General features: G+C 66.5%; 20 protein-coding genes. 5 read left to right on the top strand and 15 right to left on the bottom strand.

Annotated features, from left to right (window positions below; all coding sequences use genetic code 11):
• Positions 1 to 32: 32 nt before the first annotated feature.
• Complete coding sequence (locus tag AS031_RS05095) at positions 33 to 470, bottom strand: RDD family protein (protein ID WP_058267068.1); 438 nt, start codon at positions 468 to 470, stop codon at positions 33 to 35.
• Positions 471 to 779: 309 nt separating this feature from the next.
• Between AS031_RS05095 and glnA the strand changes: the two genes are divergently transcribed.
• Positions 780 to 2204 carry a type I glutamate--ammonia ligase gene (gene glnA, locus AS031_RS05090; RefSeq protein ID WP_058267067.1) on the top strand — a complete coding sequence of 475 codons (1425 nt, stop codon included), beginning with the start codon at positions 780 to 782 and terminating at the stop codon, positions 2202 to 2204.
• Positions 2205 to 2523: 319 nt separating this feature from the next.
• Here the strand turns inward: glnA and AS031_RS05085 are convergent, their stop codons facing one another.
• Together AS031_RS05085 and AS031_RS05080 are read right to left on the bottom strand one after the other, a co-directional pair.
• On the bottom strand, positions 2524 to 5535 hold the full coding sequence (locus tag AS031_RS05085; protein WP_058267066.1) for a bifunctional [glutamine synthetase] adenylyltransferase/[glutamine synthetase]-adenylyl-L-tyrosine phosphorylase: 3012 nt from the start codon (positions 5533 to 5535) through the stop codon (positions 2524 to 2526).
• A 9-nt stretch (positions 5536 to 5544) separates the two neighbouring features.
• A complete protein-coding gene (locus AS031_RS05080; RefSeq protein ID WP_058267587.1) occupies positions 5545 to 6885 on the bottom strand; it encodes a glutamine synthetase family protein in 1341 nt (446 codons plus the stop codon).
• Between the two features lie 272 nt (positions 6886 to 7157).
• Between AS031_RS05080 and panB the strand changes: the two genes are divergently transcribed.
• Positions 7158 to 8048, top strand: coding sequence for a 3-methyl-2-oxobutanoate hydroxymethyltransferase (panB, locus tag AS031_RS05075; RefSeq protein WP_058267065.1), 891 nt, complete (start codon positions 7158 to 7160; stop codon positions 8046 to 8048).
• Positions 8049 to 8063: 15 nt separating this feature from the next.
• Here the strand turns inward: panB and AS031_RS19765 are convergent, their stop codons facing one another.
• Complete coding sequence (locus tag AS031_RS19765; protein WP_141688760.1) at positions 8064 to 8228, bottom strand: SPOR domain-containing protein; 165 nt, start codon at positions 8226 to 8228, stop codon at positions 8064 to 8066.
• 118 nt (positions 8229 to 8346) lie between these two features.
• Between AS031_RS19765 and map the strand changes: the two genes are divergently transcribed.
• Together map and ppgK are read left to right on the top strand one after the other, a co-directional pair.
• Positions 8347 to 9225, top strand: a complete 879-nt coding sequence (map, locus tag AS031_RS05070) for a type I methionyl aminopeptidase (RefSeq protein ID WP_058267064.1) — start codon at positions 8347 to 8349, stop codon at positions 9223 to 9225.
• A gap of 83 nt (positions 9226 to 9308) precedes the next feature.
• Positions 9309 to 10112 carry a polyphosphate--glucose phosphotransferase gene (gene ppgK / locus AS031_RS05065; protein ID WP_058267063.1) on the top strand — a complete coding sequence of 268 codons (804 nt, stop codon included), beginning with the start codon at positions 9309 to 9311 and terminating at the stop codon, positions 10110 to 10112.
• 150 nt (positions 10113 to 10262) lie between these two features.
• On the opposite strand, the gene nrdR is transcribed toward ppgK, so the two are convergent.
• The 3 genes from nrdR to AS031_RS05050 all read right to left on the bottom strand — a co-directional run bounded on the left by nrdR (position 10263) and on the right by AS031_RS05050 (position 12884).
• The gene (nrdR, locus tag AS031_RS05060) at positions 10263 to 10766 is read right to left on the bottom strand and encodes a transcriptional regulator NrdR (RefSeq protein WP_058267062.1); all 504 of its coding nucleotides are present in this window, start codon (positions 10764 to 10766) and stop codon (positions 10263 to 10265) included.
• A gap of 180 nt (positions 10767 to 10946) precedes the next feature.
• A complete protein-coding gene (gene hisD, locus AS031_RS05055; protein ID WP_058267061.1) occupies positions 10947 to 12329 on the bottom strand; it encodes a histidinol dehydrogenase in 1383 nt (460 codons plus the stop codon).
• Positions 12330 to 12338: 9 nt separating this feature from the next.
• Positions 12339 to 12884: a hypothetical protein gene (locus tag AS031_RS05050; RefSeq protein ID WP_058267060.1), complete on the bottom strand. Its 546-nt coding sequence runs from the start codon at positions 12882 to 12884 to the stop codon at positions 12339 to 12341.
• 131 nt (positions 12885 to 13015) lie between these two features.
• On the opposite strand from AS031_RS05050, the gene AS031_RS05045 reads away from it, so the two are divergent.
• Positions 13016 to 13516, top strand: coding sequence for a flavin reductase family protein (locus tag AS031_RS05045; RefSeq protein WP_058267059.1), 501 nt, complete (start codon positions 13016 to 13018; stop codon positions 13514 to 13516).
• Between the two features lie 88 nt (positions 13517 to 13604).
• Here the strand turns inward: AS031_RS05045 and dnaE are convergent, their stop codons facing one another.
• The 8 genes from dnaE to AS031_RS05005 all read right to left on the bottom strand — a co-directional run bounded on the left by dnaE (position 13605) and on the right by AS031_RS05005 (position 22129).
• The gene (gene dnaE, locus AS031_RS05040; protein ID WP_058267058.1) at positions 13605 to 17162 is read right to left on the bottom strand and encodes a DNA polymerase III subunit alpha; all 3558 of its coding nucleotides are present in this window, start codon (positions 17160 to 17162) and stop codon (positions 13605 to 13607) included.
• 50 nt (positions 17163 to 17212) lie between these two features.
• Entirely contained in the window at positions 17213 to 18139 is a 927-nt protein-coding gene (locus AS031_RS05035) for an RluA family pseudouridine synthase (RefSeq protein ID WP_058267057.1), read from the bottom strand.
• The gene (gene lspA, locus AS031_RS05030; RefSeq protein WP_058267056.1) at positions 18132 to 18704 is read right to left on the bottom strand and encodes a signal peptidase II; all 573 of its coding nucleotides are present in this window, start codon (positions 18702 to 18704) and stop codon (positions 18132 to 18134) included. Before lspA ends, AS031_RS05035 begins: the two co-directional genes overlap by 8 nt.
• Before the next feature lie 102 nt (positions 18705 to 18806).
• Entirely contained in the window at positions 18807 to 19490 is a 684-nt protein-coding gene (locus AS031_RS05025) for a DivIVA domain-containing protein (RefSeq protein ID WP_058267055.1), read from the bottom strand.
• Between the two features lie 174 nt (positions 19491 to 19664).
• On the bottom strand, positions 19665 to 19952 hold the full coding sequence (locus tag AS031_RS05020; RefSeq protein ID WP_058267054.1) for a YggT family protein: 288 nt from the start codon (positions 19950 to 19952) through the stop codon (positions 19665 to 19667).
• 135 nt (positions 19953 to 20087) lie between these two features.
• Positions 20088 to 20618, bottom strand: a complete 531-nt coding sequence (locus AS031_RS05015; protein ID WP_058267053.1) for a cell division protein SepF — start codon at positions 20616 to 20618, stop codon at positions 20088 to 20090.
• Between the two features lie 91 nt (positions 20619 to 20709).
• Positions 20710 to 21447, bottom strand: a complete 738-nt coding sequence (locus AS031_RS05010) for a YggS family pyridoxal phosphate-dependent enzyme (RefSeq protein WP_058267052.1) — start codon at positions 21445 to 21447, stop codon at positions 20710 to 20712.
• On the bottom strand, positions 21440 to 22129 hold the full coding sequence (locus AS031_RS05005; protein ID WP_058267051.1) for a purine nucleoside phosphorylase YfiH/LACC1 family protein: 690 nt from the start codon (positions 22127 to 22129) through the stop codon (positions 21440 to 21442). The genes AS031_RS05010 and AS031_RS05005 overlap by 8 nt, the downstream gene beginning before the upstream one ends.
• Positions 22130 to 22135: the final 6 nt, after the last annotated feature.

Below are 22135 nucleotides of genomic sequence, written 5' to 3'. Positions count from 1 at the left end.
CTGCCGTCCGGGATGCCCGCAGCCGGAGGATGTCAGCGGCGGATGAGCAGGGTGTTCATCGCCTTGTCGTGAAGGCCACGCTGGTCGGGGTCGAAGATCACCGCCGGGATCACGAGGCACAGCAGCACGGCACGCACCAGGGCGGCCAGAGGACCCGGGGTGCCGCCGCCGGGGCGCACCACCGCTATCCCCACTGCACGGTGGCCGATGCTGTAGCCCAGCGTGCCTACCAGCAGGATCTGTTCGACGGCGAAGACCGCAAGGGTGGCCCAGGAGTCACCGCCGAAAGCGAAGTTGCTGATCAGCAGGGCGATGCCCCAGTCGATCATGATCGCGACGATGCGCCGGCCCGCGCGGGCAATGGATCCGGGCCCCAATTCGGGAAGGCCCAGCCGCTCGCCCGGGTACTTCGAGATGCCGGACGTATCCGGTCCGCTGAGCCAGGAACCAAGGTCTTTGCGATCTACCACCGTCCAAGTTTACCGGCGATGGCCCGGCGCTCCGGCCTTCCCGCTGCGCCCACATCCCGGATAGGGTTAGACCACAGTGTGGACTGCCGATAGCGTTGCCATAACAGGGCATTCTGTAACCTGCCCGAAACAATGCGGACACGGACGGGAAATGCCGCGTCCATAGGCTGTTAGCAGTTTCAAGCAATCTCCCCGGCAGGTATTCTGCGGCAGGGCCACGGCAGGGAAAACCTTGCGTCTTCCCTGCTTTCGGATTGCGCTGGATCAGATGGCTGCGGCCAGATATTCACATATGCGTTAGGAGCATAGATGTTCAAGACTGCGGACGAAGTCCTCAAGTTCATCAAGGACGAAGATGTAAAGTTCGTCGATATCCGCTTCACCGATCTCCCCGGCGTCCAGCAGCACTTCAACGTCCCGGCCAAGAGCGTTGACGCTGACTTCTTCGTCAACGGCCAGCTCTTCGACGGTTCCTCCATCCGCGGTTTCCAGGGCATTGCCGAATCGGACATGCAGCTGATCCCCGACGTGACCACCGCGTTCCTGGACACGTTCCGCATGGAAAAGACCCTTGCGCTGAACTTCTCCATCGTGAACCCCCGCACCGGCGATCCCTACCACCGCGATCCCCGCGGCGTGGCCGAGAAGGCCGAAGCCTACCTGGCTTCCACCGGCATCGCCGACACCGCGTTCTTCGCTCCCGAGGCTGAGTTCTTCGTCTTCGACAACGTCCAGTACCAGTCCTCCCCCGAGGGCAGCTTCTACAAGATCGATTCCGAGGAAGCACACTGGAACACCGGCCGCGAGGAAGAGGGCGGCAACCTCGGCTACAAGACCCCCGTCAAGGGCGGCTACTTCCCGGTCTCCCCCACGGACAAGCAGGCTGACCTGCGCGACGCCATGTGTGTTGCCCTGGACGAAGCCGGCCTCGAGGTCGAGCGCAGCCACCACGAAGTTGGATCCGCCGGCCAGGCCGAGATCAACTACAAGTTCACCACCCTCACCCACGCCGCCGATGACCTGCAGAAGTTCAAGTACGTCATCAAGAACACCGCGGACGCCTGGGGCAAGTCGGTGACCTTCATGCCGAAGCCGGTCTTCGGTGACAACGGCTCGGGCATGCACTGCCACCAGTCGCTGTGGAACGGTGGCGAGCCGCTCTTCTACGACGAGAAGGGCTACGCCGGCCTGTCCGACACCGCCCGCTGGTACATCGGCGGCCTGCTGAAGCACGCCTCCGCCGTCCTGGCCTTCACCAACCCGACGGTGAACTCCTACCGCCGCTTGGTCAAGGGCTTCGAAGCTCCGGTCAACATGGTCTACTCGCAGGGCAACCGCTCCGCAGGTATCCGCATCCCGATCACCGGTTCCAACCCCAAGGCCAAGCGCATCGAGTTCCGCGCACCGGACCCCTCCTCCAACCCGTACCTGGCCTTCGCTGCCCAGCTGATGGCCGGCATCGACGGCATCCGCAACCGCATCGAGCCGCCGGCTCCGATCGACAAGGACCTCTACGAACTGCCCGCAGAGGAAGCCAAGGACATCCCCAAGGCCCCCGGCACGCTCGAGGAAGCCTTGGAGGCCCTGCGCGAGGACAACGAGTTCCTGCAGGCCGGCGGCGTCTTCACCCAGGACCTGATCGACACCTGGATCGAGTACAAGTACGAGAACGAGATCCGTCCGCTGTCGCTGCGCCCGAACCCCTACGAGTTCGAGCTCTACTACGGCGTCTAGTCAGCAGCCCGTCCTGTCCTGTAAAAGGCCAGGCCGCAGTTGAGACGGAAAAGGCGGCCACCGGTGTTCCGGTGGCCGCCTTTTCGCATGTCCGGGCCGGGAAAGCCGCGGACAAAAGGACTCAAAGGTGGAGGCCCGGCTCCAGACGTGCTGAGACCGGGAGCCAGGCCTCCTGACGAATGCCCCCCGAGACGAAGACTGTTCGAGCCTTCCCCCCAACAAGGTTGAAGAACACCGCCATTCCACATCATGGGATAAACGCTTTCCCGGCGCAATACGGGCCCGCCGCTGTTACAGCATTGTGCCCTGCCGCCTGCGGTCAGTGTCCGTAGAACACCCGCTCGAACACCGCCCTGGCCCGCCGGCTGACCCGCAGGTAATCCTCTTCCAGCGCAGCGGCCTGCCCGGGCTCGTAACCGCACCACCGCGCGACTGCTTCCAGGTCCCGGCGGGACGAAGGCAGGAGATCCGAGGCCTTCCCGTTCCAGATCACATTCGCGGACCTGATCCTGCTCGCAAGCCGCCAGGCCTGGCCCAGCAGGTCTGCATCGTCGCCGTCCAGCAGCCCCAGCTCCGCGGCCGCCTCCAGGGCGGGCAAGGTGGAGGTGGTCCGCAGCTGCGGGTGTTTACCGGCGTGCTCGAGCTGGAGCAGCTGGACCAGCCATTCGACGTCGCTCAGGCCGCCGCGGCCCAGCTTCAGGTGGCGGGCGGGGTCCGCTCCCCGTGGCAGGCGTTCGGATTCCACCCGGGCCTTGATGCGGCGGATTTCGCGCACGTCGTGGGCCGAGACCTCGTCCGGATAGCGGATGGGATCAATCAGGGCCAGGAAGTCCTCGGCGAGGGCGTCGTTGCCGGCCATGGGCCGTGCCCGCAGCAGCGCCTGAGCCTCCCAGATCAGCGACCAGCGGCGGTAGTACTCGGCGTAGGACTCCAGGGACCGGACCATGGCCCCGTTCTTGCCTTCCGGGCGCAGGTCGGCGTCCATCTGCAGCACCCGCTCGGCCATGATGGCAGGCTTCAGGGGCTGCGTCAGCAGGCTGGACACCTTCGCGACGATCCTGACGGCCTGTTCCTGGGCTTCCGCCTCGGAAAATCCGGGCAGCGCGCGGTGCACGTACATGACGTCAGCGTCGGAGCCGTATCCGATCTCCCGCCCGCCCTGGCGTCCCATGGCCACCACCAGCACGGTCGTCTTCAGCGGGCCGTGGGCGGCGACGATGCCCTCGGCAACCCGCAACGCGCCCAGGACGGCGGCACGGTCCGTGTCCGCCAGGGCCGAACCCACCTGTTCCTGGTCCAGCAAGCCGGCGGAATCGGCCACGGCAATGCGCAGGATTTCCCGCCGGCGGATGAGCCTGATCAGGCGCATGGCACTTTCGGGGTCCGAGTGCCGTGACATTTTGGAGGTGATTTCCTGCCACTGCGCCTCAAAGGACACCGGAACCAGGTCCTTGTCCTGCCCCAGCCACGCCACCGACTCCGGCGACACCTCCAGCAGGTCCGAGATCAGCCGGGAGTTGGAGAGCATGTGGCAGAGCCGCTCAGCCGCTGCGTTGGAGTCACGCAGCAGGCCGAGGTACCAGTGGGTGGTCCCCAGGGCCTCACTGACGCGCCGGAAGGCCAGCAGGCCGGCGTCGGGATCAACTCCCTCCGCCAGCCAGTCGAGGAGGATGGGCAGCAGCTGGCGCTGCAGGGCAGCCCGGCGGCTCACACCTGCGGTGAGCGCCTCGATATGCCGCATCGCACCCTGCGGGTCGCGGTAGCCCAGCGCGGCAAGCCGGCCCTGCGCAGCCTCGGGCGTCAGCCTGGCATCCTCGCTGCTCAGCTTGGCTGCCGTGTTCAGCAGCGGCCGGTAGAAGATGCGCTCGTGGAGCTCGCGGACTGAACGCTTGGTCTTCTGCCAGGCGGACAGCAGGGCATCCGGGTGGGGCCGTTCAGTGGAGAACGGGCCCAGCACCGCTTTGGCCAAGGCCCGCAGTGCAGGCTCGGCCACCGGCATCAAGTGCGTGCGGCGCAGCTGGAACAGCTGGATCCGGTGTTCCAGGAGCCTCAGGTAGCGGTAGGCGTTGTCGAACGCGGCGGCGTCGGCGCGGCCAATGTAACCACCCGCGGACAGGGCGGCGATCGCCGACGTGGTGTCCCGCCGTCGCAGGGTCTCATCTGCCTTGCCGTGGACCAGCTGCAGCAGCTGGACCGTGAACTCCACGTCCCGCAGGCCGCCACGGCCCAGCTTGATTTGCCGCTGCTCTTCGGCGGCCGGGATGTGCTCAGTGACCCTGCGGCGCATGGCCTGCACCGATTCGACGAACCCGTCCCTGCCGGCCGAGCTCCAGATCAGCGGAGCCACCGCTTCCTCGTACCGGCGGCCAAGGTCCGCGTCCCCGGCAATGCTCCGGGCCTTGAGCAGGGCCTGGAACTCCCAGCTTTCAGCCCAGCGCGCATAGTAGGCCTCATGGGATGCCAGCGTGCGCACCAGCGGCCCGGACTTGCCCTCGGGCCGCAGGTTCGCGTCGACCTCCCACAGCCCGGGTTCGCGGGCCACCGAGGAGATGGCCCGGGATATGCCGCTGGCCAGGGCCGTGCCGATGGTATTGGCCCGGGCATCCTCCATGCCGCCCGGATCCACGACGTAAATGACATCGACGTCGGAGATGTAGTTCAGTTCACGGGCGCCGCATTTGCCCATGCCAATCACGGCGAGCCCGACGTCGGCCACGTCCGTTGCGCCGAACTGGTCCGCCGCTTCCGCGCGGGCCACGGCCAGGGCAGCCTCAATGGCGGCACCGGCGAGGTCGGCGAGTTCGCCGCCGACGGCGGGAAGGAAGTCCAGCGGATCGGCCGCACAGAGATCCTTGATGGCCAGGTCCACCACTCCCCTGCGGTAGGCCGTCCGCAGGGCGGTGTAGGCATCAGGGCCGGTAGCGGCGGCCACAGGCCGGGCGGCGCGCGGATCCGCCCCTACCGAGCGCAGCAGCGTGGCGCGCAGGTCCGCCGGGTCCGCAGGGAGCGGCTCCGGGCTGGTGCGGACCTCGAAGGCGTCCAGGTGTTCCGGGTGCCGGATCAGGAACTCGCCCAGCGCCTCGGAGGCACCCAGCACCCGGTACAGCGGCTCACTGGCTTCGGAATCCGCCACGGCCAGGGAACGCAGGTCAGGATGCTTCTCGATCAGCCGCACCAGGGACTGCAGTGCCGCGTCGGGGCTCGCCGCCAACTGCAGCCCGGAGAACAGCGTGTCCTGGTCCAGTCCCTCCAGCTCGCGGGCCGCCAGGAAGCGTTCGCCCTTTTCCAGGTCGCTGAATCCTGCCGCGATGAGGCGGCGTGCCAGGCTCACGCCGGCTGCCTAGAGAATGCCGAGGTTGCGCTGCAGCTCGTAGGGCGTCACCTGCAGCCGGTAATCCTGCCACTCGGCGCGCTTGTTGCGCAGGAAGTGCTCGTACACCTGCTCGCCCAGGATCTGCGGCATCAGTTCCGAGTCCTCCATGGTCCGGATGGCGTCGTGCAGGCTTGCGGGCAGGGGATCGTGCCCCATGGCCCGGCGTTCCGCGGAGCTCAGCGACCAGACATCGTCCTCGGCGGCGGCCGGAAGGTCATAGCCCTCCTCGATGCCCTTGAGGCCGGCGCCCAGGAGCACGGCGTAGGCGAGGTACGGGTTGGCGGCCGAGTCGATGCCGCGGTACTCGATCCGGGCAGACTGGCCCTTGCCCGGCTTGTACAGGGGCACGCGGACCAGGGCAGAGCGGTTGTTGTGGCCCCAGCTGAGGTAGCTGGGCGCCTCGCCGCCGCCCCACAGCCGCTTGTAGGAGTTCACGAACTGGTTGGTGACGGCGGTGAATTCCGGCGCGTGCTTGAGGATCCCGGCGATGAACTGGCGGGCCGTCTTGGAGAGCTGGTACTCCGCACCTGCTTCAAAGAATGCGTTGCTGTCGCCTTCGAACAGCGAGAAGTGCGTGTGCATGCCGGAACCGGGGTGGGCGGTGAACGGCTTGGGCATGAAGGTGGCGTAGGTCCCCTGTTGCAGGGCCACCTCCTTGATGACCGTGCGGAAGGTCATGATGTTGTCCGCAGTCTGCAGCGCGTCAGCGTAGCGCAGGTCGATCTCGTTCTGGCCGGGACCGCCCTCGTGGTGGCTGAACTCCACCGAGATTCCCACCGATTCCAGCATGGTGACGGCGGTGCGGCGGAAGTCCTGGGCCACGCCGCCGGGGACGTGGTCGAAGTAGCCGCCCTCGTCCACCGGGACCGGCGCGCCGTCCGGGCCCGGTTCCTGGGACTTGAGCAGGTAGAACTCGATTTCGGGATGCGTGTAGCAGGTGAATCCCATGTCCGCGGCCTTGGCAAGAGTCCGCTTGAGGACGTTGCGCGGATCGGCGGTGGAGGGCTCGCCGTCGGGTGTCAGGATGTCGCAGAACATGCGGGAGGTCTGCTCGGTCTCGCCACGCCACGGCAGGATCTGGAAGGTTGCGGGGTCCGGCTGCAGCAGCATGTCCGACTCAAAGACGCGGGCCAGGCCTTCAATGGAGGATCCGTCGAAGCCGAGGCCTTCCTCGAAGGCGCCCTCCACCTCGGCCGGTGCCAGCGCCACGGACTTCAGCGAACCCACGACGTCGGTGAACCACAGGCGCACGAAACGTACGTCGCGCTCTTCGATTGTGCGCAGGACAAATTCTTGCTGGCGGTCCATGAAGGCCTCTTCTCCGGTCAACGTCCATGCTCCGGGGCCAGGCAAAAGGGGACGCCGGGAGCAGTTCACAAACACTGTACTAAGCATTCGGCACCGATGCGTGACCCTGCGCCGTGCGTAACACAGCATTAACCTGGCGTGCCTGCTGCCGCTGCAGCAGGCACCGGGCCTGGGGCTCCCGCATTCCGCCCCGCCCGGCTATGACAGTAATCACCGGCAGGCGGTGGGCACCGCGGTAGCTAGGACGGCCGGTACCGCACTACGCTCATCCCATGGCCTCCAACAGCTCCGAATCCCGCGCGTCCACCGAAGTACCCGCCCCCTACGGCAACGGACCGGCCCCGCAGGGGCAAGCCCCCGAACGGAAGCCCGCCAAAGTCCGCATCCACCACCTCCAGCAGGCCAAGCGGGAGGGGACGCGCTTTGCCATGCTGACGGCCTACGACCAGTACACGGCGGAGATTTTCGACGCCGCCGGCATCGAGGTCCTGCTGGTGGGTGACTCCGCGTCCAACAATGTGTTCGGCAACGAGACGTCGCTGCCCGTCACCGTGGATGAACTGCTCCCCCTGTGCCGTGCAGTGGCCCGGACGGCCAAGCGCGCCCTGGTGGTGGCGGACCTGCCGTTCGGCAGTTATGAAGTCTCGGCCGAGCAGGCAGTGGCCACCGGCGTCAGGTTCCTGAAGGAAGGGCTGGCCCACGCGGTCAAGATCGAAGGCGGCGCCTTCTACGCGCCGACGGTCCGGGCCATGGTCCAGGCCGGCGTCCCGGTCATGGCCCACATCGGTTTCACGCCGCAGAGCGAACACGCCCTGGGCGGCTACCGGGTGCAGGGCCGCGGAGATGATGCCCGGCGGCTGATCGACGACGCCGTGGCCCTCGCCGACGCGGGCGCGTTCTGCGTCCTGATGGAAATGGTCCCGGCCGAAACGGCCGCAGCCGTGGACGCCGCCGTCGATGTCCCCACGGTGGGCATCGGGGCGGGCAAGGAAACCACCGGCCAGGTGCTGGTGTGGCAGGACATGGCCGGCCTCCGCGGCGGCCGGATGGCGAAGTTCGTCAAGCAGTACGCGGACCTGCGCAGTACGCTCATGGAGGCCGCCACGGCCTACGGCGAGGACGTCCGGTCCGGGCAGTTCCCCGGCCCGGAACACTCCTTCTAGCCGCGCACCCTCCGGTCAGTCGTCGTCGTCCTTTTCCCAGGCCTCGTTGCGGGCGCGGACCTTTTCGATGGCGTGCTCGGCTTCTTCCCTGGTCTTGTACGGGCCGATCAGCTGGCTCCAGTCGGAGAGCCGGTCCTCTTCCACCTCATGGGTGTTGACGTTGTACCAGTACTCGGGCATCGCTGCTCCTTCGTTCTGCCGGTGGGCCGGAGCGCGGTCCGCGTAACCTTGATTCCCGCGCCTGCCGGCCCGGCCCGGCGGTTGTTCGGCGTTCTGTGCTGCCTTATATGATCAATCTATGCCTTCCCTCGCCTCGACTGCACCCATCGGCACCCTCACCCCCGGCGCCGTCAGCCCGCAGCTTCCCGTCCCGGCGTCCATCCCGCGCCCGGAGTACGTGGGCAAGCCTGCCCCCGCGAAATTCACTGGCTCGGAAGTGAAATCCGCCGAAACGGTCGAGAAGATCCGCATTGCGGGCAGTATCGCGGCGCAGGCCATTGTTGAAGTGGGAAAGCACATCCAGCCCGGCGTCACCACGGACCAGCTGGACAAGGTGGGCCACGAGTTCCTGCTGGACCACCACGCGTACCCGTCCACCCTGGGATACCGGGGCTTCCCGAAGTCGCTGTGCTCCTCGCTGAACGAGGTGATCTGCCACGGCATCCCGGACAGCACCGTGGTGCAGGACGGCGACATCATCAACATCGACATCACCGCGTTCATCAACGGCGTCCACGGCGACACGAACTACACCTTCCTGGTGGGTGACGTGGATGAGGAATCCCGGCTGCTGGTGGAACGGACCCGGGAGTCCCTGAACAGGGCCATCAAGGCCGTGGCCCCCGGCCGTGAGATCAACGTCATCGGCCGCGCCATCCAGTCCTACGCCAAGCGCTTCGGCTACGGCGTGGTGCGCGATTTCACCGGCCACGGCGTGGGTGAAGCCTTCCACACCGGGCTCATCATCCCCCACTACGATGCCGCCCCTGCCTACAACACCGTGATCCAGGCCGGCATGGTCTTCACCATCGAACCCATGCTGACCCTGGGCACCGTGGAATGGGACATGTGGGCCGATGACTGGACCGTGGTGACCCGGGACCGCAAACGCACCGCCCAGTTCGAACACACGCTGCTGGTCACCGAGACCGGCGCCGAAATCCTGACCCTGCCCTGACCCGACGCGGACGTCTGAACGCTCCGCATCACCGGGCGCACCGGCCCGGCTCCCTGCCCGCCCCAGCCACGAACGGAAACCCATTGGCCAAGAAGGACGAAAAGTCGCACAAGAATGCCCCGCTGATCGGCATCGACATCGGAGGCACGGGAATCAAGGGCGGCATCGTCGACCTGAAGAAGGGCAAACTGCTCGGCGACAGGTTCCGGGTGCCCACCCCGCAGCCGGCAACTCCGGAAGCGGTGGCCGAAGCAGTTGCCCTGGTGGTGGCTGAACTCTCGGCCCGCCCGGAAGCCCCTGCGGCCGGTTCACCTATCGGCGTTACCTTTCCCGGCATCATCCAGCACGGTGTGGTGCACTCGGCCGCGAACGTGGACAAGAGCTGGCTCGACACCGACATCGACGCCCTGCTCACCGCCCGTCTGGGCCGCCCGGTGGAGGTCATTAACGACGCCGATGCTGCCGGCCTGGCCGAAGCCCGCTACGGCGCGGGTGAAGGCGTGAAGGGGACGGTCCTGGTGATCACCCTCGGCACGGGAATCGGCTCGGCGTTCATCTTCGACGGCAAGCTCGTCCCCAACGCGGAGCTGGGCCACCTGGAAATCGACGGGTTCGACGCCGAGACCAAGGCGTCGGCGGTGGCGCGCGAACGGGACGGGTTGTCCTGGGACGAGTACAGTGTGCTGCTGCAGCGTTACTTCTCCCACGTCGAGTTCCTGTTCTCCCCCGAACTGTTCATTGTGGGCGGCGGCATCTCCAAGCGCGCCGACGAGTACCTGCCCAACCTCAAGCTCCGGACCCCCATCGTCCCGGCCGTCCTCCGGAACGAGGCAGGGATCGTTGGTGCGGCAGTGGAGATCGCGCTGCAGCACAAGCTGGCGAAATAGGCCGGCGGCCACAGTGCGCCCGGCCTCTTAAACGCAGAACGCCCTTCCCCGCGGAAGGGCGTTCTGCGTTTAGGGCTCACGGCCTGCTGTGGCCTGCCAATGGATACCGGCGGCAGCTGCGGCTTCCCCTCCGCAGCTGCCGCCGGAAGACTAGAGGGTGGACTTTTGCGGGTTGCGCTTGCCGGCAGCCACGGTGGTGGAACCTTCGGCCGCTTCCCGGCGGAGCACCGCGATGGCGGCTTCGAAGTCCTCCAGGGATTCGAAGGCCTGGTAGACACTCGCGAAACGCAGGTACGCAACCTCATCCAGCTTCTGCAGCGGTCCGAGGATGACCAGGCCCACTTCATGGGCGTCGATCTCTGCAGCCCCGGAGGCGCGGATCTGTTCTTCGACTTCCTGCGCCAGCATGGCGAGGTCGTCTTCGCTGACAGGGCGTCCCTGGCAGGCCTTGCGGACGCCGTTGATCACCTTGCTGCGGCTGAACGGCTCGCCAACACCTGACCGTTTGATAACGGAGAGGCTGGTTGTTTCCACAGTGGTGAACCGGCGGCCGCATTCGGGGCACTGCCGGCGCCGGCGGATGGACGAACCGTCGTCCGCCATCCGGCTGTCAACCACCCGGGAGTCGGGATTGCGGCAGAACGGACAGTACATGGTGCCCCTCCTCGCAGTGCCCAATAAGTGCAGGTTCGCAGCCCGGCGCGGTCCGGTGCCCGGGCGTAGTCCAGTTTACGGCCGCCGGGCACCGAATAACAAGCCTGTCATTACTACATGTAGTAACCGCGCAACTACATGTAGTAACCGCGCAACTACATGTAGTAATGAAGCCTGGTTTCAGGCGCCTGCCGCGGCTTCCCGGAACCGCGCCGTGACGGCGTCGCCGTGCGCCGGCAGGTCCTCCGCCCGCGAGAGGCTGACGATGTGGCTGCTGACTTCGGCCAAGGCGTCCCGGCTGTAGTTCACCACCTGGATGGCGCGCAGGAAAGTGGTGACGTTGAGCCCGGAGGAGAACGCCGCCGTTCCGCTGGTGGGCAGCACGTGGTTCGAACCTGCACAGTAATCGCCCAGGCTGACCGGGCTGTAGTCCCCCACGAATATGGCGCCCGCGTTGCGGATCCGGGCCGCGACGGCAGGGGCATCGGCGGTCATGATTTCCAGGTGTTCAGCCGCGTAGGCGTCACACGCGGCGATTCCCTGGTCCAGGCCGTCCACCAGGACCACCCCCGACTGGGGGCCGGAGAGCGCCTGCCGGACCCGGTCGGAGTGCTTGGTGGCGGCCGCCTGCAGGTCAAGCTCAGCGCGCACGGCGGAGGCAAGGTCCTCGGAATCGGTGATCAGGACGGATGCCGCCTGGGGATCGTGTTCGGCCTGGCTGATCAGGTCGGCGGCGACCAGTGCGGGCTGGGCGGTGGAATCGGCAAGGATGGCGATCTCCGTGGTGCCGGCCTCGGAGTCAATTCCCACGACACCCTTGACCAGGCGCTTGGCGGTGGCCACGAAGATGTTGCCGGGACCGGTCACCACGTCCACCGGTTCCAGCGCCGGGCCGGCGTCAGTGGCCGGCAGGCCGTAGGCAAACGAGGCGATGGCCTGGGCCCCGCCGATGGCGTAGACCTCGGTGATTCCCAGCAGGGCTGCCGCAGCAAGGATGGTGGGGTGCGGCAGGCCGCCGAATTCCTTCTGCGGCGGCGAGGCGAGGGCTATGGATTCCACGCCGGCTGCCAGCGCGGGCACCACGTTCATCACTACCGACGACGGGTACACGGCCAGGCCGCCTGGAACGTAGAGGCCAACCCGTCCCACGGGAACCCAGTTCTGGCTGACCACGGCGCCGTCGCCAAGTTCAACGTCCACGTAGCGGGGGCGCTGCCCGTCGGCGAACACCCGGGCCCGCCGGATGGATTCCTCCAGGGCGCGGCGCACCGCCGGGTCCAGAGCCTCCAGGGCGGCCGCAATGGCGTCAGCCGGGACGCGCGGGTGCGCCTGGTCCACCCCGTCGAACCGCTGCGCTAGTTCGGCGAGGGCTTCGAAGCCGCGTTCCCGGACTGCGGCGATGATGTCGAGGACCTTCTCCTCGGCGTCCGCCACCGTATGGCCCTGTGCACGGGGAACCGCAGCCCTCAGTCCGGCGAGGGTCAAGTTCCGGCCCCGGACGTCGACAGTCCGGAAGTTCACGGCAGTGGCATTGGTGGCAGGAAACTCCGATGAAATGGTCACCGGTCCATTTTACGGGGCGTTGCGGCCTCTGCCGGAAGCCGGGTCCGCCGCGGGATGCCCGGCCACGTCCGGTTTGCGGCCCAGCTGGTCCAGCAGCTCCAGCACGAACACCGAAATGGCGGTGGCTGCCGGCCAGACCAGCAGGACCGGCAGGGCGCGCAGCGAGAACGCGATGCTGGCGTTCATCGAGGCGTCCACCGGGGCGCCCCACAGCCTGGCGGCGAGCATGCCCGCCTGCCAGGCCAGAAGGCTGCCCGCCAGCGCGCCGGCCAGCGCCAGGACAACCGACGCTTCCGGCCTGGCCCGGCGCCGGTCCGCCACGAAGACGGCGAGGAGGCATCCCGCAAGGATCATCAGGCCCGCCAGGGTCAGGTCCCGCGGCAGCCACACCGACGGGTTGGAGCCGGTGGCAAGTGCCGGGTCGCGCGTGATGAGGTTCAGCCCGCCCGGCGCCAGGACCCACCACAGGATTCCGGCCGGGATTCCGGCGGCCGCGGGGACGGCGAAGAGGAGCCACGGCAGGCGCGGCAGGTCCCGGCGGGAGAGAATCGTCATGCCACAAACCTTAACAGTTGTTCCTGCGGACACACCGCGGGCTGCGGGCCCCTGCCGCTGTTGCCTTGCCGGCGCGGGCGGACAATAGGCTTAGGGGAAAGCAGTAATCCGTCCAGTTTCAGGAGTTCCGGGTGACCGAAGACAACGCGCCGTTCGAACGGACGTTCAAGGAGATGTTCCGGCGCCATGCTGCCGGAGTGGCCATCATCACGGTGAACTACCAGGACGAGCCGTACGGCTTCACGGCCACCGTCGTGGCATCGCTCTCCGCACGGCCGCCGCGCTTCACCTTCAACATGGCCCGCAGTTCCCGGTCATGGCCCGCGGTGGCCAATACCACCTACCTCGGGGTGCACATGCTGGGCCTGGAAAACCAGCAGTTGGCCGCCCGTTTCTCTGGCGCCGGGAACAGGTTCGAGGGCGATCACTGGGAAACCGGCCCGCACGGGGTGCCCGTGCTCAAGGACGTTGCCGGATGGCTGATCGGCGAGGTGCAGATGCGCCTGTCGTTCGAGAACAACGCGGTCGTGGTGGTCCAGGTGGTCGACGGCCAGGTAGGCGGCGATGGCTCGCCCCTGCTCTACCACGGCGGCGCCTACGGGCAGCCGATGCCGCTTGACTACGAAATCTGACCCCGGCGCAACCAGCCCGGCATGAAAGACGCGGACGACGGCGGGAGGTGCTTCCCGCCGTCGTCCGCGTCTTTGCGAGGTGTTTGGTTCAGGCGTCCAGGCAGGCCGGGCCCAGCAGGACCTTGAGGTCGCCGAACAGCGACGGGCTGGGGTTCACCCGCAGGTGGACGGGCAGGCCCATGATTTCCGTGCGGGTGTCGCCCTGCAGGTGCAGCCGGACTTCGGAGTTGCCCCGGTGCGTGCGCAGCACGTCGCCCAGCTCGGTGACCACTGCCTCGGTGGCCTTGTGAGTGGGCATGGTGATGACCAGCGGCCCGTTCAGGCCCTCGCTGAGGTCCGGGACGGACAGTTCCATGCAGTTCAGGGTGATGGCGCCGTCATCACGCTTCTGCAGCCGGCCTTTGACCACCACGATCAGGTCCTCGGCCAGCACGGAGGCGATGGGTCCGTAAACCTGGCCGAAGAACATCACCTCGATGGAACCGCCCAGGTCCTCCACCTCGGCGCGGGCATAGGCGTTGCCGCTCGCTTTGGCGATGCGCCGGCTCAGAGACGTGATCATGCCGGCGATGGTGATGATGGCACCGTCCTGCGGGCCGTCCTCGCCCAGGATGGTGGTGATGCTCATCTCCGCGTGCTGGCTCAGCAGCCCTTCCAGGCCCTGGAGCGGGTGGTCGGAGACGTAGAGGCCCAGCATGTCGCGTTCGAAGGACAGTTTGTCTTTCTTTTCCCATTCGGGCAGGTCCGGGATCTCGATGCTCAGGGAGGCCTCGGACTCCGCCTCCTCAAACCCGGCGAAGAGGTCGAACTGGCCGATCGCCTCATTGCGCTTGAGGGTGATGACGGAATCGATGGCCTCTTCATGGATCATCGCCAAGGCGCGGCGGTGGTGGCCGAGCGAATCGAAGGCCCCTGACTTGATAAGGGATTCGATGGTCCGTTTGTTGCAGACCACCGCGGGGACCTTCATCAGGTAGTCCTTGAACGAGGTGAAGGCACCTTCGCTTTCGCGGGCCGCCACCATGGCTTCCACGGCGTTGACGCCGACGTTGCGGATGGCCCCCATGCCGAAGCGGATGTCATTGCCCACCGGGGTGAAGTTCAACGCGGATTCGTTGACGTCCGGCGGGAGCACGGTGATGCCCATGCGGCGGCATTCGTTCAGGTAGATCGCGGACTTGTCCTTGTCGTCGCCCACGGACGTAAGCAGCGCGGCCATGTACTCCGGGGCGTAGTGCGCCTTAAGGTATGCCGTCCAGTAGGAGATCACCCCGTACGCTGCCGAGTGGGCCTTATTGAAGGCGTAGTCGGAGAACGGGAGCAGAATGTCCCAGAGGGTCTTCACGGCTTCCATCGAATAGCCGTTGTCCTGCATGCCCTGGGAGAAGCCGGCGAACTGCTTGTCCAGTTCGGACTTCTTCTTCTTGCCCATGGCGCGGCGGAGGATATCTGCCTGGCCAAGCGAGTAGCCGGCCAGCTTCTGCGCCACGGCCATGACCTGCTCCTGGTACACGATCAGGCCGAAGGTGCCGCCGAGGATCTCCCTGAGGGGCTCCTCAAGTTCCGGGTGGATGGGGATGACTTCCTGGATGCCGTTTTTGCGCAGGGCGTAGTCGGTGTGGGCGTTGGCGCCCATGGGACCCGGCCGGTAAAGCGCGAGCACAGCCGAGATGTCTTCGAAGTTGTCAGGCTTCATGAGCTTGAGCAGGGACCGCATGGGTCCGCCGTCGAGCTGGAACACGCCCAGGGTGTCACCGCGGGCCAGCAATTCGTAGGACGCGGCGTCGTCGAGTTCGAGGTTCTCCAGGTCCAGGTCGATGCCGCGGTTCATCTTGATGTTCTCAAGCGCATCGGAAATGATCGTCAGGTTCCGCAGGCCCAGGAAGTCCATCTTGATCAGGCCCAGGCCCTCGGACGTCGGGTAGTCGAACTGGGTGATCACCTGGCCGTCCTGGAAACGGCGCATGATGGGGATGACGTCGATGATCGGGTCCGAGGACATGATCACGCCGGCGGCGTGCACTCCCCACTGGCGCTTCAGGCCCTCGATGCCCAGCGCGGTCTCGAAGACCTTTGCCGCCTCCGGGTCGGTGGCGATCAGCTGCCGGAAGTCGCCTGCCTCGCTGTACCGCTTGGCGTCCGGATTCTGGATGTCGGCGAGGGGAATGTCCTTGGCCATCACCGCGGGCGGCAGCGCCTTGGTCAGCTGTTCGCCCATGCTGAAGGGGTAGCCCAGCACGCGGGAGGAGTCCTTGAGCGCCTGCTTGGTCTTGATGGTGCCGTAGGTGACGATCATGGCCACGCGCTCGTCACCGTATTTGCGCGTCACATAGTCGATGACCTCGGAGCGGCGCCGATCATCGAAGTCGACGTCGAAGTCGGGCATGGAAACACGGTCCGGGTTGAGGAACCGTTCGAAGATCAGCCCGTGGCGGAGGGGATCGAGGTCGGTGATGCGCATGGCGTACGCCACCATGGAGCCTGCACCGGAGCCACGGCCGGGACCCACGCGGATGCCGTTGTTCTTGGCCCAGTTGATGAAGTCGGCCACCACCAGGAAGTAGCCGGGGAAGCCCATGGACGTGATGACGCCGAGTTCGTAGTCGGCCTGCTTGCGGACCTCGTCCGGAACGCCGTTGGGGTACCGGTACTGCAGGCCCTTGTCCACTTCCTTGACCAGCCAGGAGGTTTCGTCCTCCCCGGGCGGGCAGGGGAACCGCGGCATGAAGTTGGCGTCGGTGTTGAAGGACACCTCGCAGCGCTCGGCGATCAGCAGGGTGTTGTCGCAGGCGTCCGGGTGGTCACGGAAAAGCTCCCGCATTTCGCGGGGCGATTTCAGGTAGTAGCCGCTGCCGGAGAACGCGAACCGGGACCCGCCGTTGTCGTAGGTGGGTTCCAGGAGCGTGGAGCCGGACTGGATGGCCAGCAGGGCCTCGTGCGCCTTGGCGTCGTGTTCGTGGGTGTAGTGGAGGTCGTTGGTGGCCACCAGCGGCAGGTTGAGGTCCTTGGCCAGCCGGAGAAGGTCGCCGGTGACCCTCCGTTCGATGTCCAGGCCGTGGTCCATGAGTTCGCAGAAGTAGTTCTCGGCCCCGAAGATGTCACGGAACTCTGCCGCGGCTTCGAGGGCCTCGCGGTACTGTCCCAGCCGCAGCCGCGTCTGGACCTCGCCGGAAGGACAGCCGGTGGTGGCAATGAGGCCTTCGGAGTAGGTGTTCAGCAGTTCACGGTCCAGGCGCGGCCACTTGCCGAACACCGAGTCCAGGGACGCGATGGAGGAGGCGCGGAACAGGTTGCGCATGCCCACGTTGTTGTAGCTGAGCAGCGTCATGTGGGTGTACGAGCCGCCGCCGGAGACGTCGTCCTTGCGCTGGGATTCCTCGCCCCAGCGCACGCGTTCCTTGTCGCCGCGGGCGGTCCCGGGCGTTACGTAGGCTTCGACGCCGATGATGGGCTTGATGCCCTTGGCCTTGGCCTTCTGCCAAAAGTCGAAGGCCCCGAAGAGGTAGCCGTGGTCAGTGGTGGCCAGCGCCGGCATGCCAAGGCGCTCGGTCTCGTCGAACAGCTCCCCCAGGCGGGCAGCTCCATCCAGCATGGAATATTCGGTGTGGGTGTGCAGGTGGACAAACGAATCATTGCTGGAAGTCACCGCACTATTCTAATCGCTGGGTTCCCGGCTTGCCGGTCAACCCACCCGGCTCAGGCACGTCCTGAGCCGAGCACCTCCAGTGCGTAGGCAAGGTCCTGAGGGTAGTCGCTGGTCACCCGCACCCGCTCCCCCGTGACGGGATGGTCGAAGCCTAGTTCCCGGGCGTGGAGCCACTGACGGGTCAGTCCCAGGGTGGCCGCGAGGCGGGGGTCCGCACCGTACGTCAGGTCACCGGCGCAGGGGTGCCGGAGGGCGGAGAAGTGGACCCGGATCTGGTGGGTCCTGCCGGTCTCCAGATGGACTTCCACCAGCGTGGCCTTGCCGAACGCTTCCAGCACCTCGTAGTGGGTGACCGACGGGCGCCCCTCCTCAGTGACGGCGAACCGCCAGTCGTGTCCGGGGTGGCGGCCGATGGGCGCGTCGATGGTGCCCTCCAGCGGATCGGGAAGCCCCTGCACCACGGCGTGGTACACCTTGTCCACGGTGCGGTCCTTAAAGGCCCGCTTGAGTGCGGTGTACGCCCGTTCGGTCTTGGCCACGACCATGACGCCGGAAGTTCCGACGTCGAGCCGGTGGACGATGCCGGCACGTTCCGGAGCGCCGGAGGTGGATATGCGGTATCCCGCGCCCGCCAGTCCCCCGACGACGGTGGGGCCGACCCAGCCGGGCGAGGGGTGGGCGGCGACGCCCACGGGTTTGTCGACCACCACGAAGTCGTCGTCGTCGAGCAGGATCTTCAGGCCTTCCACTTCTTCCTCCACCACTTCCAGCGGATCACGCCGCTCCGGGATGCTGACTTCCAGGACGTCGCCGGCGGCCAGCTTTGCCGACTTCCCCAACGGTTTGCCACGGCTCAGCACATGCCCTTCCGCGATGAGGGCCGCGGCTGCGGAGCGCGAGATTCCGAGGATCCCGGCAAGTCCGGCGTCCGCGCGGGTGCCGGCGAATTCTTCGGCGACCTCTATCCGCTCAGGCATCTCCGGCGTCGTCCTTCCGTGCGTTGTGCACCCGGGTGCCGTCCAGGGAGATGCCCCGCAGGGTCAGGATGCAGATGATGGCCACGGCGGAGACCACGGCGGAATCGGCGATGTTGAAGATGGCAAAGTTGGGGAGCTGGATGAAATCCACCACGTGGCCCATGCCGAAGGAGGGTTCACGGAAGAGCCGGTCCGTCAGGTTGCCCAGCGCACCGCCGAGCAGCAGCCCGAGTGCAAGGGCCCACCAGACGGAGCCCAGCTTGCGGACCTGGAAGAGGATGGCGACGGCGACGGCGGCCATGATGATGGAGAACACCCAGGTGACGTTCTCCCCGATGGAAAAGGCGGCTCCCGAGTTCCGGATGAAGTACCAGTGCAGGACAGGCGGCAGCACGGGGATGCGTTCGCCCTCCACCATGTTCGACGTCACCCAGAGTTTGGTCAGTTGGTCGAAGACGTAGGCAAAGACTGCGAATCCGGCGAACCAGGACAGCAGCACGGCGCGGCGGGGTCGGGGTGACGGCGGGACAGGGCGCGCGGCGCCGGCGGCAAGTTCGTCAGTCATGGTGCTTTCGTTCGTAAAACCGGGGTCAATGCGAAGAAGCCGGCGGCCGAGGGATCCTCGGCCACCGGCTTTTCCAAGTACGTACTCTATCCGGCCAGCGGACTAGTTGGCTTCGCTGACTTCCGGGGTTGCCACGGAACCGCGGGCGTCGAGGTCGCGGAGCTGGCCTTCGATGTAGGCCTTCAGGCGGGAGCGGTAGTCGCGCTCGAAGCCGCGGAGCTGTTCCACCTTGCGTTCCAGCACGGAGCGCTGCTGTTCCAGTGCGCCGAGGATCTTGCGGGACTTCTCCTGGGCGTCGTTGACGAGGCTGCTGGCTTCGATCTGCGCTTCGGCGATGATCTTGTCCTTCTGGGCCTGGCCGTCGGCGACGTGGCGGTCGTGCATCTGCTGGGCCATGGCCAGCAGGCCTGCAGCGGACTCGGCAGAGGGAGTGGAACCGGAAGCCTGAGCGGCCGGCGCAGCGGCAGCGGGCGCGGCCGGCTGGACGTCCTTCTTCTTCGCTTCGGCAGCCTTGGCTTCGGCCTCGGCCTTCTCGCGGGCTTCGTCCTTGTCAGCCTTGACGGGCGCGGGGACCTTTTCCACCACGGGCGCGGCAGCGGCGCTGGCGGGAACGCTGGACCCGGCTTCGGCGAGCTTCTTGCGGAGCTCGTCGTTCTCCTGGTTCAGGCGGCGGAGTTCGACGACGATCTCGTCCAGGAAGTCGTCAACTTCGTCCTGGTCGTAGCCCTCGCGGAACTTGGTCGGCTGAAAGCGCTTGTTGACAACGTCTTCTGGCGTCAAAGCCATCTGGTCACCTCACTGGTCTGGTTAGTCAGTAGGCCTTCCGGCCGTCAAAACTACGGTACCTAAATTTGGTCTGCTTACTCTAATTCAACACTGTGGTGTCAAACTCGTGTTTCCCGGTGTCACGGTGGCAGTTCCCGGCGGGCGCTGCCAGTGGCACAGGGGTACTTCTGGTGGTCAGGCGAAGCTTCTGGTTATCCCCATCGCGATGCTGACGGCGATGAAAAGAATAAGGAACCCCAGGTCAAGGGAGATCCCGCCAAGGCGCAGCGGCGGGATCAGCCGGCGAAGGACCTTCAGCGGCGGATCGGTGATGGAGTAGACGGCGTGGGCCACTACCAGGGCGATGCCGCGGGGGCGCCACTCCCGGGCGAACATCTGGACCCAGTCGTAGACCAGGCGGATGATCAGGGCGACGAAAAAGAGCAGGAGTGCGAGGTAGACAAGTCCGAAAACGATTCCCATGCCTTATCCCACAAATCTCCTTGTTCGGTTGCGCGGTTCAACTGCGCGCGCCGCGGTGGCGCCGTTCTGTCTTGTCTATTTCAGCACAGATGCCAGACAGGTGTCCCTGCCTGGCATCCGTCCGCTGCTTGGAGGTCAGCTCTGGTTGAAGAAGCTGGCCTGGTTGTCACTGCTCTTCTTGTCGTCGCCGAGGACTTCGACGTAGGACGGGGAGAGCAGGAATACCTTGTTGGTGACGCGCTCGATGCTTCCGCGGAGGCCGAACACCAGGCCGGCCGAGAAGTCGACCAGGCGCTTTGCGTCGGACTCCCCCATGTCCGTGACGTTCATGATCACCGGAATGCCGTCCCTGAAGCTCTCGCCGATGAGTTTGGCATCGTTGTATGAGCGGGGGTGGATGGTGGTGATCTGGCGAAGGCCGGAGGTTTCTTCGCGGCTTGAGGCCGCACGCTTGATGGGGGTCACAGGGGCGCGGTATTCCTCTTCGGGGGTGTAGGACGTTTCGCGGGCGACCTCGCGGACGGGTGCTGGTGCACGGCGCTCCTCGCGGTCTGCTTCCATAGGTTCGTCCTCATCCTTACGTGTGTTCAGTTGCTCGGACTCGTAATGCTCATCGCCGTCGGCGAGCCCAAGATAGATCATTGTCTTGCGCAGAGCGCCGGCCATGGTCGACTCCTATTCGTGTCCCGTAAAGCGGGCCGCCCAATGATTTGACAGCACTGGAGTCCCCCGCCCATCACTTCCAATAGTCCCGACGCTACCGCACGGCCGGACGCGATCCGAGAATATCGGAACCGATCCGCAGGTGTGTCGCCCCGAATGTGACGGCGGCTTCCAGGTCCTGGCTCATTCCGGCGGACATGGCGGTGGCGGAGGGGTGGTCGGCCACCAGCCGCTGCGAGATCCGCGCCAGCTTTTCGAAGGCCGGTTCCGGCGCAGCACCGAGTGGCGCCACCGCCATGACACCGGCGAGCCGAAGTCCTCCGGCTTCCGCGATCCGCTCCGCCAGCCCTGGCACGTCGGCGGGAGCCGCTCCTCCGCGGTGGGCCCCGGCGTCGTCCTCGAGGCTAACCTGGATGAAGCAGTCGAGGTTGCCCCGCCCGGAAGCGGCCTGTTCGTTGAGGACGGCCTTGGCGAGGGCGTCGACGAGCTGCGGCCGGTCAACGGAATGCACGGCGGAGGCGTAGCGGACCACTGACTTGGCCTTCTTGGTCTGCAGCTGGCCCACGAAGTGCCAGGTTAGGCCGGCGTCCGCAAGGTCCTGGGCTTTGGCTGCAGCTTCCTGGTCCCGGTTCTCGCCGACGTCGGTGACACCGAGGGCGGCCAGGCGGCGGATGTCGTCCGCAGGGTGGAATTTGGTGACCACTATCAGCCGTGGCAGGTCTGTTCCGCGGCCGGCGGCTGCGGTGGCTCTGGCGATCCGTTCGCGTACTGCGGCCAGGCGCGCCTGGAGTTCGCTGAAACGTGCGTCGCCAACGGTTGCCGGGTCAGTCATGGCACCACACCACGCCCGCGAAGCGGCCGGTATTGCGGTCGCGGCGGTACGAGAAGAGGGAATAGTTCTCCAGGGTGCAGGGGCCGCTGTACTCGACGGCGACTCCCGCCTCTTCCAGCTGGCTGCGGGCCCCGGCGGGGAGGTCCAGTCCCGGGGTTCCCCAGGAGGTGGTGCTGCGGGTGGCGGGGACAGCGGCTGCCACCTCGTCCTGCAGGGCACCGGGAACCTCGTAGCAACTGCCGCAGATCGACGGGCCCAGCCAGGCCCGGATGCCAGTGGCACCCAACTCCGCCATGTCCTTAACGGCTGCCGGGATGACTCCGCCCGCCACTCCCGGCCTGCCTGCATGGACGGCGGCGAGGACGGGTCCCGCTGCGGATTCCCCGGCCAGGATGACGGGGATGCAGTCGGCCACCATGACGGCAAGGGGAACGCCGCGGGAGACCATGGCGTCGGCCACCGGCACGGTGCTGCCGGCCGCCATGAGTGCGACGTCGGTTCCGTGGACCTGGTTCATGAACCGCAGCGTGCCGGCGCCGATGCCCATGGCATGCTCAAGCTGTTCCCTGCGCCGGTGTACAGACGCGGGGTCGTCTCCGACGTGCAGGGCGAGGTTTCCGGCCCGCCCGTCCGTGAAAGCGGCCGACACCCCGGGAAGGATGCCGGCCCGCCAGTGGAACAACTCGCT

This window comes from Pseudarthrobacter enclensis, from assembly GCF_001457025.1.
Classification (GTDB): Bacteria; Actinomycetota; Actinomycetes; order Actinomycetales; family Micrococcaceae; genus Arthrobacter; species Arthrobacter enclensis.
Note: the sequence above shows the minus strand (reverse complement) of the source record. Positions and strands in the feature narration are given on the sequence as shown.

Bases quoted from the DNA above. Each gene is read 5' to 3' on its own strand.
- glnA (WP_058267067.1), top strand. From the start codon at position 780: ATGTTCAAGACTGCGGACGAAGTCCTCAAGTTCATCAAGGACGAAGAT.
- AS031_RS05080 (WP_058267587.1), bottom strand. From the start codon at position 6,885: ATGGACCGCCAGCAAGAATTTGTCCTGCGCACAATCGAAGAGCGCGAC.
- AS031_RS19765 (WP_141688760.1), bottom strand. From the start codon at position 8,228: ATGCCCGAGTACTGGTACAACGTCAACACCCATGAGGTGGAAGAGGAC.
- AS031_RS05050 (WP_058267060.1), bottom strand. From the start codon at position 12,884: ATGACGATTCTCTCCCGCCGGGACCTGCCGCGCCTGCCGTGGCTCCTC.
- lspA (WP_058267056.1), bottom strand. From the start codon at position 18,704: ATGACTGACGAACTTGCCGCCGGCGCCGCGCGCCCTGTCCCGCCGTCA.
- AS031_RS05025 (WP_058267055.1), bottom strand. From the start codon at position 19,490: ATGGCTTTGACGCCAGAAGACGTTGTCAACAAGCGCTTTCAGCCGACC.
- nrdR (WP_058267062.1), bottom strand. From the start codon at position 10,766: ATGTACTGTCCGTTCTGCCGCAATCCCGACTCCCGGGTGGTTGACAGC.
- map (WP_058267064.1), top strand. From the start codon at position 8,347: ATGCCTTCCCTCGCCTCGACTGCACCCATCGGCACCCTCACCCCCGGC.
- panB (WP_058267065.1), top strand. From the start codon at position 7,158: ATGGCCTCCAACAGCTCCGAATCCCGCGCGTCCACCGAAGTACCCGCC.
- AS031_RS05010 (WP_058267052.1), bottom strand. From the start codon at position 21,447: ATGACTGACCCGGCAACCGTTGGCGACGCACGTTTCAGCGAACTCCAG.
- AS031_RS05015 (WP_058267053.1), bottom strand. From the start codon at position 20,618: ATGGCCGGCGCTCTGCGCAAGACAATGATCTATCTTGGGCTCGCCGAC.
- AS031_RS05035 (WP_058267057.1), bottom strand. From the start codon at position 18,139: ATGCCTGAGCGGATAGAGGTCGCCGAAGAATTCGCCGGCACCCGCGCG.
- AS031_RS05020 (WP_058267054.1), bottom strand. From the start codon at position 19,952: ATGGGAATCGTTTTCGGACTTGTCTACCTCGCACTCCTGCTCTTTTTC.